The 9,873-nt window shown below is 36.1% G+C and carries 12 protein-coding genes and 1 tRNA gene; 3 read left to right on the top strand and 10 right to left on the bottom strand.

What is annotated here, in order from left to right; translation table 11 throughout:
• Window positions 1-17: 17 nt before the first annotated feature.
• A tRNA-Gly gene (locus tag UGRO018_RS07510) sits at window positions 18-91 on the top strand.
• A gap of 100 nt (window positions 92-191) precedes the next feature.
• Window positions 192-482 carry a hypothetical protein gene (locus tag UGRO018_RS07505; protein ID WP_416325857.1) on the top strand — a complete coding sequence of 97 codons (291 nt, stop codon included), beginning with the start codon at window positions 192-194 and terminating at the stop codon, window positions 480-482.
• Between the two features lie 45 nt (window positions 483-527).
• Here UGRO018_RS07505 and UGRO018_RS07500 read toward each other — a convergent pair whose 3' ends face one another.
• The 9 genes from UGRO018_RS07500 to UGRO018_RS07460 all read right to left on the bottom strand — a co-directional run bounded on the left by UGRO018_RS07500 (window position 528) and on the right by UGRO018_RS07460 (window position 7,528).
• Window positions 528-1,094, bottom strand: coding sequence for a methylated-DNA--[protein]-cysteine S-methyltransferase (locus UGRO018_RS07500; RefSeq protein WP_416325856.1), 567 nt, complete (start codon window positions 1,092-1,094; stop codon window positions 528-530).
• Between the two features lie 81 nt (window positions 1,095-1,175).
• Window positions 1,176-2,888: an oleate hydratase gene (locus tag UGRO018_RS07495; protein ID WP_416325855.1), complete on the bottom strand. Its 1,713-nt coding sequence runs from the start codon at window positions 2,886-2,888 to the stop codon at window positions 1,176-1,178.
• 86 nt (window positions 2,889-2,974) lie between these two features.
• Window positions 2,975-4,048, bottom strand: a complete 1,074-nt coding sequence (locus UGRO018_RS07490) for a type IV pilus twitching motility protein PilT (RefSeq protein ID WP_416325854.1) — start codon at window positions 4,046-4,048, stop codon at window positions 2,975-2,977.
• 5 nt (window positions 4,049-4,053) lie between these two features.
• Window positions 4,054-4,446, bottom strand: a complete 393-nt coding sequence (locus UGRO018_RS07485; protein ID WP_416325853.1) for a hypothetical protein — start codon at window positions 4,444-4,446, stop codon at window positions 4,054-4,056.
• Entirely contained in the window at window positions 4,443-4,814 is a 372-nt protein-coding gene (locus tag UGRO018_RS07480; RefSeq protein ID WP_416325852.1) for a hypothetical protein, read from the bottom strand. Before UGRO018_RS07480 ends, UGRO018_RS07485 begins: the two co-directional genes overlap by 4 nt.
• Window positions 4,811-5,260: a DUF4860 domain-containing protein gene (locus UGRO018_RS07475; protein WP_416325851.1), complete on the bottom strand. Its 450-nt coding sequence runs from the start codon at window positions 5,258-5,260 to the stop codon at window positions 4,811-4,813. The genes UGRO018_RS07480 and UGRO018_RS07475 overlap by 4 nt, the downstream gene beginning before the upstream one ends.
• Window positions 5,257-5,568 carry a hypothetical protein gene (locus UGRO018_RS07470; RefSeq protein ID WP_416325850.1) on the bottom strand — a complete coding sequence of 104 codons (312 nt, stop codon included), beginning with the start codon at window positions 5,566-5,568 and terminating at the stop codon, window positions 5,257-5,259. The genes UGRO018_RS07475 and UGRO018_RS07470 overlap by 4 nt, the downstream gene beginning before the upstream one ends.
• Before the next feature lies 1 nt (window position 5,569).
• The gene (locus UGRO018_RS07465; RefSeq protein ID WP_416325849.1) at window positions 5,570-6,592 is read right to left on the bottom strand and encodes a type II secretion system F family protein; all 1,023 of its coding nucleotides are present in this window, start codon (window positions 6,590-6,592) and stop codon (window positions 5,570-5,572) included.
• 12 nt (window positions 6,593-6,604) lie between these two features.
• A complete protein-coding gene (locus UGRO018_RS07460) occupies window positions 6,605-7,528 on the bottom strand; it encodes a transglutaminase-like domain-containing protein (protein WP_416325848.1) in 924 nt (307 codons plus the stop codon).
• A 317-nt stretch (window positions 7,529-7,845) separates the two neighbouring features.
• Between UGRO018_RS07460 and UGRO018_RS07455 the strand changes: the two genes are divergently transcribed.
• Entirely contained in the window at window positions 7,846-8,115 is a 270-nt protein-coding gene (locus tag UGRO018_RS07455) for a hypothetical protein (RefSeq protein ID WP_416325847.1), read from the top strand.
• Window positions 8,116-8,615: 500 nt separating this feature from the next.
• Here UGRO018_RS07455 and UGRO018_RS07450 read toward each other — a convergent pair whose 3' ends face one another.
• Entirely contained in the window at window positions 8,616-9,296 is a 681-nt protein-coding gene (locus UGRO018_RS07450) for a peptidoglycan-binding domain-containing protein (RefSeq protein WP_416325846.1), read from the bottom strand.
• Between the last annotated feature and the right edge of the window lie 577 nt (window positions 9,297-9,873).

Raw genomic sequence — 9,873 nt, 5'->3', positions numbered from 1 at the left:
ATTATCACGAAATACGTGCGGATGTAGTTCAATGGTAGAACTTCAGCCTTCCAAGCTGACTACGTGAGTTCGATTCTCATCATCCGCTCCAGTTATTGGCATAACAAACTGGCGAGTTAGTCTTACAAGACAACTGCCAGTTTTCTTTATATTTTAATGGTTCGCCATGAACAAGAAAGAAGGAAAGCTATATGAAACTACATCGTTTGACAACCCTCAGCACTATTTTAATTTGCACACTATTAACATTCATGATCGCAATCGGTGCTGAAGGGAAAGCATTAAGACCAAAACAAACAATCTTTATATTCGAAAAAGACACGAAACTACCAACAGATGCTAACCATTATTTTGATGGTGTCATAAGCAATCAACGAATGAAATTAAACCTTTCTAGTGTTGATATCCATACACCTGGCATCTATCAAGTTCATGCAACACAAGCCTCACGAGACTATTCTTTTCAAATAGAAATCAAATAAACTCTTTTTCTTCATTCAAAAAAAGTCAAGATTGTCTTCATCCGTTTATTTTGATGAAATACCTCTTGACTTTTTATTATATACATCATTTTTAGGTATAAACAAGTTAGACATATCAACCTCTTCCAATTCTAATAAGCTGATTTTTTTATCCATACCTCCTGCATATCCAGTTAAAGATCCATTGCTTCCTACCACTCGATGACATGGAATGATAATAGATATCGGATTATGACCAACAGCACCACCTACCGCTTGCGCAGACATGGTTGTCTTATTTAACATGATTGCGGCTTTTTGTGCTAACGCTTTATACGTTACCAACGTTCCATAAGGAATCTCACACAATAAGTTCCATATTGTTTGTTGAAATAAACTACCTTGAGGCGCTAAAGGAAGCTCCTTGATATTAGGTCTTTCTTTCGCAAAATAGCGATCAAGCCATGCTTTTGTCTGTACCAAGACCGATAAATCCTCTTTTCTTATCAAATCACCCTTTACATTACGTAAAAAATATTTCTGCCCCTCGATCCATAATCCCATTAAATTATCAGAATCCGCCACCAGAGTGATATTCCCTAAAAAAGACTCATAAATTCCATAATACATCATATCCATCTCCTTATCATAAACCTATATCAATAAGTATAACATAAAAAGCCACCCTCAAATAGAATGAGAATGGCCTTATCCTTATCGAAACATGGTTTTCCCTGCTCTTGCCAACACCTTGGGATTTTTCCAATATGCACTAACAGGACGAACTTTCTTATTAATATCCAATAAAGTATATACAGCTATACGTGCTGCACGTACTGAATACTCCTCTGTAAACACCATATCCTCTGGTATTTCCACAAACTGTGATATCATTGCAAAATTAGTAGCATCACTTGGTACAACATGTGGGCGATCAGACATTGCTCTTGGCTGAAATTGTGCATCTACATAAGGCATCATACAAGGAATCACATTTACAATATCGGCTAATATATCCTTTGTGAACTCTTCAAAATGTAAATGACCCAGAAGTTCTAACAAAATTTCTTCTCCACTACACTCACGCATCGGTTTTTTGATATAATTACCGACCTGATCCGTATACAATCCATAACCCCAAAATATGGTAGTATTTTGATCTTGCGCCTTAAAATGAGGTTGTGCAGCAACTACAATGCTCATCAACCAATTACTATCCTTAAATGTCATCAAGGCACCACTTCCCGGTATATTGCCAGAAAACTGTTCAATCATCTTTAACAAGCGATTTCCTCTACAAGTCACAGTAAAACTTTCCCAATTGGTCTCTTCTGGTTTACTGAAAAAGGGAACCGGATTCCCTAAAGACGGTTTTTTATCCGCAATTTTCTTCCACAAAGACCCAGACATCGGATTTTCAGGTTGATAAGGAGCCGGATGCTTAAAATCACCTAACGTAGCACAATCACTCATACAACCATTACAAAGCATACAAAGATCTCCATCCTCTAAATGCAATATGCGTTGTTTTCCATTCTCATTGATATGAAGATCCACAACAGTCACAGCATCCTCTTTAAAATCGATATCCTCCACCATTGCTTTGATACTAAAGTCTACACCATACCCTTCTAAATAACTTTTTAGTGGTAAAATGAGTGACTCATATTGATTATAAGGCGTTCTTGTTACTCCCTCTAGAGTTTCGATACGTGAAAATTCCAACATCATACGATTCATATAACGACGAAACTCAAATACGCTGCTCCATTTCTGAAATGCAAATGTTGTTTGCCACATATACCAAAAATTAGTGGTGAAAAAGTGTGGGCTTTCCTGAAACCATTCCTCTATGGTTACATTATCCAGTTTTTCTTCTGGCGTCAAAAGCAATTTACTCATTAACATTCGATCCATATTATGAAACTGCATACTTTTGACATCTTGTATCACACCATGCTTATCTACCAAACGTGCTTGTGCGTGGGTTGGATGCAAATGATCAAAATTTAAGATTTCCTCAGTTACACTTTTCCCTGACCACTCTAAAGAAGGAATCGTTGAAAACAAATCCCAAAAATTTTCATAGGTTTCTTCATTCAGCATCCTTCCACCACGACAAACAAACCCGGAAATGGGATTACCAGCACCATCATTACTACCGCCAAGAATATCCAATCCTTCTATGATATGAATATTTTCTCCTGCAAACCCCGCATCTTGTATCAGATATGCAGCAGCACTTAGACTGCCTAATCCTCCACCAATCAAATATGCCTGACGTTCCCCTTTTCTTCCAGATGCCACTGTTGTAAGCTCTTTTTCTAATTTTCTTTTCTGATAACGCTTTGCGATACCGACTCCTGTCGCTGCTCCAACGATCAAACCGGTCAAAGCCGCAATGGCATGTTTATGTTCTCTTTTCATATGATCATCCTCTCTTATATGGAGTATCTTCAGTATATCTTTTTTTTACCTTACAGTATCTATACAATCAAACTTTTCTGTCAAAATCAGCAAGACAGCTCTTTTAATCTTTTTCTGATACGCTCTTGATTAGAGGCATACAATAAGGCGGTTTCTGTTGTGATCTTTCCTTTTTTTACTAACTGTACCAAACTATCATCCATCGTCACCATTCCTATATCCTTACCAGCAATGATTGAATTTTCTAATTGATGGATCTTTCCATCCCTGATTTGGGTACGAATAGCCGGATTCACGATCATAATTTCAAATGCGGGCACCATAGTACCATCCACAGCTGGAAGCAATTGTTCACTGATTACTGCTTGAAGTGTCATAGATAATTGAATACGAATCTGTTGCTGTTGCGCACTGGGAAATACATCGATCATACGATCTACGGTATTGGCAGCACCGATCGTATGCAAGGTTGATAAAATCAAATGTCCTGTCTCAGCCGCCGTTACTGCTGTTTCCATCGTATCAAGATCCCTCATTTCGCCAACTAAAATGACCTCAGGTGCTTCACGTAACGCAGATCGAAGAGCATTCGGATAATCTTTGGTATCATGATAAACCTCTCTTTGAGAAACAATACTTTGTTTATGAGAATGCAAATATTCAATCGGATCCTCTATGGTAATGATATGCACATTGCGATTTCGATTAATTTTATCAATCAAACAGGCCAAAGTCGTAGATTTTCCACAACCAGCCGGACCACTCACTAGAATCATCCCCTTTTTTGTCTGCCATAGATTCATAATGGTATCCGGTATCCCCATCAAGGAAGGATCTGGTAATTCAAAGCGGACGACTCTTAATACAGCAGCCTGAGAATTTCGTTGCATATATACATTCACACGAAATCTTCCCAAACCCGGAATAGAAAAAGAAAAATCATCATCTTTTTTTGCGAGAAAATCCTCATATTGATTTTGCGGAGCATATCGATAAATATCCTGAATCAATGTAGCGGTATCCTCCGGCATCAATTTTTCCTCACTCATGTTTTCAATATTACCATTGATCTTAAATGCATAACTGTGTCCAGCAATCAAAAAGATATCACTTGCATTTTTATCCAATGCTTCTTGCAGAATTTCCTGTATAACTACCATTATGATCACACTCCTTTTTCTTTTATTTCATAAGTTTCGATTTTCATTTTATCATCTTGCTTTACCAACACCACATATAATTGTTGGTGCTCATCCACGACCAAAGTTAAGATTAACTTTTCATCACGATATTGATATTGAATGTCATGGTCCTTTAAAAGTAATCGATCTTTCTGATTTAATGTGATATCAGATAACTCATGGATCACAAACTGCATGGTAGCATCAGCTGTAGTATATTGTTGTTGTACCTTTTGCCCTCTAAGTGCGATATGCTCTTTTTGTAAGGCCTTACTATAAGATAACATGGATAAGATCATCATACACAATACCACAAAGATCATCATGATGGAGCTAGTACCAATTCCTACTCTGATCGTATTTCTCTTCTTCTTCATGATGTCTCCCCCTGACGATAAAAGTCTAATGTCACCAATTGTCTACCATTTGTTTGAATCAACATCTGACAATGTTCTCCTACGCTTCCTTGTTCGATCACTTGAATAAAAACTTCATATTTTGCTTGCGTATCCTGTGCTATTCCATCTTCATTTACATAGAAATGATCTTTTGTTAAATAAGTACTTTCTGTTGCAATCAAATCTTGCCCATAAAACAAAGTTTCTCTAACATCCTTCGCAAATTGATTTTTCGCCTTGGTATTGCTCATGACCAATACACATATACTTGCCGCAATCATGAAAAAGAAGATTACGAGTAATAATTCCATAAGAAATGATAATGATTTCCCTGAATGTTGTCTCATACCAAAACACCACCTTTACAAGCAATGGTGAAGGTAAGAGCATCGGTTTCATCATTCAGTTTAATGGATAATCGATTCCCTTCTTGCTTTATTTCCCAATTCCTTAAAGCAAAACGATCATCACCAAAATCAAGATCGATATCCATAGCCTTCTTCTGGTATAATTCCTTTAACATTCCATCTTGTACATAAAGATACATTGCTTCTTCATCTTGATACAAACAAAGACACATAGTTCCATCAATTTGCTTTATCGTAATGGCATCTTCAGCATCAAATCGGCGAATCGTTGTTTGTAAATAAGACGCTGTTGTAGTTAAATGATCCTGATCCTCACTGATATGATGATATCCATTGATTTGAAACAGCAACAACAAAAAGCTGCAGATCACAAATACCATAAACAAAGATAAGGAGAATAACACATCAATCGTATGACGCTTCATTGTAACTCCCCTTCCTTCCAATAGACATTGGTATCCGGCATGATATTACTACCTACATAGCTATATCGAATGGAATATAGATCTTCTTGTAAATATAATCCATAATGTTCCTTCAAATACGCAATATCTTCAGGATAAAACCCTTCTATGCTATAGCATTCCAGTGCCGCTTGCTGGATCGCCTGTTTTACCCTATCAAGATCCTCTTCTTCCAATTGTGTATCAGCTGTTTGAAAACCATAAACAAACAATAAGATCATACCGATAAACACACCAATTTGAAACAGGATCAAAAATTTATGCTTCATTTTATACACTTGTCATGATGCTCATCAGCGGCAGCATCACAGAAAGCAGAATGACCCCAACGATCACGGATAATAAAATGACGATTCCAGGTTCTATCGTATTAAGGAAAGTAGAGATTCCATTATCAACATCACGCTCATACAAAGCACTAACCTTTTTCAAAACTTCTTCACTCTTACCACTATGAAATCCTGTAAAGATCATGTTTGCATACACACCTTCATAGAGTTTTTCTTTCTGCATCGCATCCAGAAAACTATCCCCTTGCTTGATATCAGTCAAGCAATGATTCAATCGCTCTTTCATATCAGGATGATCCACAAGATCAGGTAAATACTGCATTGCCTCATCTGCATCGTATCCACTGGATACAAACAAAGAAAACGCATAGGTCATCTTCGCCATCGCAATATTTTTATATAATCGTTTTGTCAAAAAGAAATGAGATAGTATTTTATTTTGTGAACTTCTTCTGGTTATATAAATATAAAAGGCAATTACTAAAATTATTGTCAATAATACAAACGATACCATCGCAAAGATACGCCCGAATTGCATCATCGTATGAGATCCTGTTGTCAAAATAGCACCCATATTATGCAATACCTTTTCAAATATCGGTAACACTTTCCATATGATCAATGCAACGATACACCACATCATCATTAATAAGATAAGCGGATATACCAAAGCATCCTTTAAATTTCTTTTCAAATCCTCACTTCGCTCATAATACAATGCCAGCTCTTTCATTACCTGATCTAAATTACCGCTGATTTCTCCGATTTCTATCATCTTTTTTGCATAAGGATCGAAAAACGCCTGATCCTTTACACTTGCATAAAGACTTCCCAATTCTTTGATATCTGACAATAAGACTTCTAGATCTTTCTTGATTTCCGTTTGAATATCACCGCTTAAAATAACTTCTAAGCACTCTTGTGGTGATAAACCACCTTCTAACACCATTGCCATGCTCGTACAGAATTCATACATCTGTTCATCGTTCCATTCCGCTCTCATGGTTATTCCTCCTTAATAGATTCCTTTGGTAATATATTCACCATCATATTTTGCCTTTGTAGATGCATAGGTTGGGTCTAATCTAGTCCATGATTTTCCTTCGAATAAGATTTGTGGATTGATCCATCCCATACCATCTAACCAAACCTCTACCCATGCATGATATTCCTTCGTATCACCTACGATCACCTTACATGGAATATGTTGAGATCGACACATTGCTGCCATCACAGCCGCATAATCGAAACAGATTCCCTTATTACTATCTAATGTTTCATCTACATTCGGTAAAACATAAGTATTTTTCGTTGCCTTTGATTTATCATAATCATAAGTAATATGATTCACTACATAATCATATAATGTTTTCACTCGCTGTAAATCATTGGTATCATTTGAAACAAGTTCAAATGCCTTTTGTATGGTTTGGGTAGTTGCATCATAGTTTACCACCTGGTTGGGATACAGAAAAGGAGATTGCTCATTTACCAAGGTTACATTAAATTTACCAGAATAAACAAGTGCATATCCTTTTGTTTCAGGATTTTGTAGTCTTACTGTGATTTGATATTCTCCATCTCCAAATGGTAATGGGAAAGTTTCATATTCCCCTACTTTATCCAAATCATAATATGGATCTTCTTGATCAGCTTTCGCAATCAGTACTTTCATCCTTCGATTATCTTTCAACAGACGCTTGATTCTGATATATCCTAAATTGATATTACTGTAATCGATATGTACGATGCTATCTTGATCCTCTGCCACATCAATTTCAGGGCTTTGCGCTAGGAGTAGTTCATCGATCGTCTTAGATGGACTATCCTCATAAGCAGTAGGATACTGTGTGTCATCATTGTTACCACCTGAATCCTCACAGCCATATAATAGCATCAAACAAGAAAACAGTAGATACAGCCAACGTTTTCTTTTCATGTGAACACTCCTCACTGGTTTCATTATATCATTTCCAAAAAAGAAAGAGAAGAAAAGGCTGTGCCTTTCCCATTTTTCTGTTTGATTTATGATTCTGTTTTCCATGTATTGGGTACGCTTCTAGCAAAGCCGAAATCATACCCGGTGGAATAATAAATCTACTAAACATATATCCGCTTACTTTCGATGAGTTTCTTGAAGCGAATGATTCTTCGCTTTATGCTTACTATAAGAGCATTCAAAAGGAACAACCTATTGAGGAAATCTTCCATAATCGTTTATTCGAAGTCTATAACAACTACCTCATTATCGGCGGTATGCAAGAATGTGTATCTTCTTGGATAAAATATAAGGATCCAATCAAAATAAATCAGATACAAAAAGAGCTTATCGAAGTATATGAGAATGATTTCTCCAAGCATCATGGCAAAGTGAATAGCGGACGTATTCTTATGGTATTTCGCATTATTGTTTCACAACTCTCAAAATCAAATGAGAAGTTTGTATACGGTGTAGTTCGTGAAGGTGCCAGAGCACGTGATTTTGGAGAAGCAATTGAGTGGCTTGTTTCTGCGGAAATGTTATAACGTGTTTATAATGTATCAAAAACACAACACCCATGATCAGCTTTCGATAAGTTGGATCAATTCAAACAGCAAAAGCTGGAGAAGACAAATCCGCACCATTTTTCAAAAAGTATATTTTAAACAATCAACCTAAGTATGCTTTGCACTTCTCAAAGCGTAGATACAGAAAGAACGGAGAATTTACGAATATCCCATTACACTTGGCAAGAAAAGTGAAAGAATTATTGTAACCTTATATGATACATGTACATTCTTGTTTCGAAGGATTTCTATAAGATGTATCTCCTGGGATAATGTAAAGGAATACTAAGCATTTCCTGCTTTATATTTCTTTATGATTGGAACAATTATATTCTTCAAGTCTTTCATGGTATAAGAATAAATCATGAAAACATCACTTTTCATTTATAGTTTCCATCTTTTATCAGTTATGATCTATCATAACTGTGTGATGAAAAAATCTATGTAAAAACGTGGGTTGAAATAAACCCACGCTTTCTCTATGGATCTATCACTGTCGGAGTTAATCCAATCCCAACGACTTCATTCACAATTCTTGTCCAAGTACCACATCCACAAACTCCATCAGCCGATAATCCATTTTCTCTTTGATAAGCAACCAATGCAGAATAGGTATTACCACCAAAGACTCCATCTAAACTTCTTGTACTATATCCTAAAGCATTCAAAGCATCTTGTAATATCAAAACATATACACCCCTACTACCTCTTCGAAGTGTTGGAAAACCTGCACTACAAGCCGGCGTTCCATAACGTTTATCAAAATGAACCCATGTCGGTGTTAAATATTGTGGTTCCACATAAACCCAAACCCCTAGATCATTTGCGATATTCCAAATTCTATTTCTTTGTGTTTGAGACAATGCCTGTCCTACATCAAACGAAACACCTGCATAATGCTGAGATTGTCTACCATGTCCACCTTCCCAAATTCGTTTAAATGCATAACGAAACGGAATTGGTGCACCATATGCTCTTCGTGTCGCATTCCATGATTCCATTGCGGCATTGGTTGTCCATAAAACACTGGAATTAGAAGAACCTCGAAATTCACGAACAAGCATCGTATTCCCATATGCATATGGCATCGGATCATTTTCTGAACGATCAAAAACCTCAAGTGCATCAGAGTATACATCATATACGATGATTTTTGTCATAGTTCCCCCTCCTTTCATGTTATCCTATGTAAAAAATCAAAACTTCATTAGGTCAATTGCTCAATTAGAATAACAATCATAGTGAAATCACTAAAAAAACGATCACCAATTATATTCCTTATTCAGAGAATGCATTCTTATTTTATGAAGCAAAACGATATGATGTCAAAGGAAAAAAGTGTTTATCTACAAACAATTAATACTATTTATGTGATCCTTCTTTTAGATATGCAGTAAATGGAACAAAAAACATGGATTTTGGTAGAGTATATGAAAATATTGTCTATCTTGAACTATGTTAGCAAGGATATGAAGTTTATGTAGGAAAGTTATACAAAAAAGAAATTGATTTTGTTGAAAAAAGAAGAAGCGAACAAATCTACATTCAGGTAAGCGATAATATTACGGATGATCAAACATTTACTCGTGAAGTTTCCTCTCTCTTAGATATTCGTGATGCTTATCCTAATGATATTTGTCGTTGGTTAAGTGACTAGCTTATTACCACTTTTTAAATAATTTTCAAAAAGTGATAATAGAATAAACATCCAAAATGATATATGTTATACAATGCTTT

This window comes from Hoskinsella mucinilytica (assembly GCF_045223415.1).
Taxonomy (GTDB): domain Bacteria; phylum Bacillota_I; class Bacilli_A; order Erysipelotrichales; family Erysipelotrichaceae; genus Hoskinsella; species Hoskinsella mucinilytica.
The sequence above is the reverse complement of the archived record's forward strand: the minus strand, read 5'-3'. Positions and strand labels throughout refer to the sequence as shown.

Bases quoted from the DNA above. Each gene is read 5' to 3' on its own strand.
- UGRO018_RS07505 (WP_416325857.1), top strand. From the start codon at position 192: ATGAAACTACATCGTTTGACAACCCTCAGCACTATTTTAATTTGCACA.
- UGRO018_RS07500 (WP_416325856.1), bottom strand. From the start codon at position 1,094: ATGATGTATTATGGAATTTATGAGTCTTTTTTAGGGAATATCACTCTG.
- UGRO018_RS07495 (WP_416325855.1), bottom strand. From the start codon at position 2,888: ATGAAAAGAGAACATAAACATGCCATTGCGGCTTTGACCGGTTTGATC.
- UGRO018_RS07490 (WP_416325854.1), bottom strand. From the start codon at position 4,048: ATGGTAGTTATACAGGAAATTCTGCAAGAAGCATTGGATAAAAATGCA.
- UGRO018_RS07485 (WP_416325853.1), bottom strand. From the start codon at position 4,446: ATGAAGAAGAAGAGAAATACGATCAGAGTAGGAATTGGTACTAGCTCC.
- UGRO018_RS07480 (WP_416325852.1), bottom strand. From the start codon at position 4,814: ATGAGACAACATTCAGGGAAATCATTATCATTTCTTATGGAATTATTA.
- UGRO018_RS07475 (WP_416325851.1), bottom strand. From the start codon at position 5,260: ATGAAGCGTCATACGATTGATGTGTTATTCTCCTTATCTTTGTTTATG.
- UGRO018_RS07470 (WP_416325850.1), bottom strand. From the start codon at position 5,568: ATGAAGCATAAATTTTTGATCCTGTTTCAAATTGGTGTGTTTATCGGT.
- UGRO018_RS07465 (WP_416325849.1), bottom strand. From the start codon at position 6,592: ATGAGAGCGGAATGGAACGATGAACAGATGTATGAATTCTGTACGAGC.
- UGRO018_RS07460 (WP_416325848.1), bottom strand. From the start codon at position 7,528: ATGAAAAGAAAACGTTGGCTGTATCTACTGTTTTCTTGTTTGATGCTA.
- UGRO018_RS07455 (WP_416325847.1), top strand. From the start codon at position 7,846: ATGCAAGAATGTGTATCTTCTTGGATAAAATATAAGGATCCAATCAAA.
- UGRO018_RS07450 (WP_416325846.1), bottom strand. From the start codon at position 9,296: ATGACAAAAATCATCGTATATGATGTATACTCTGATGCACTTGAGGTT.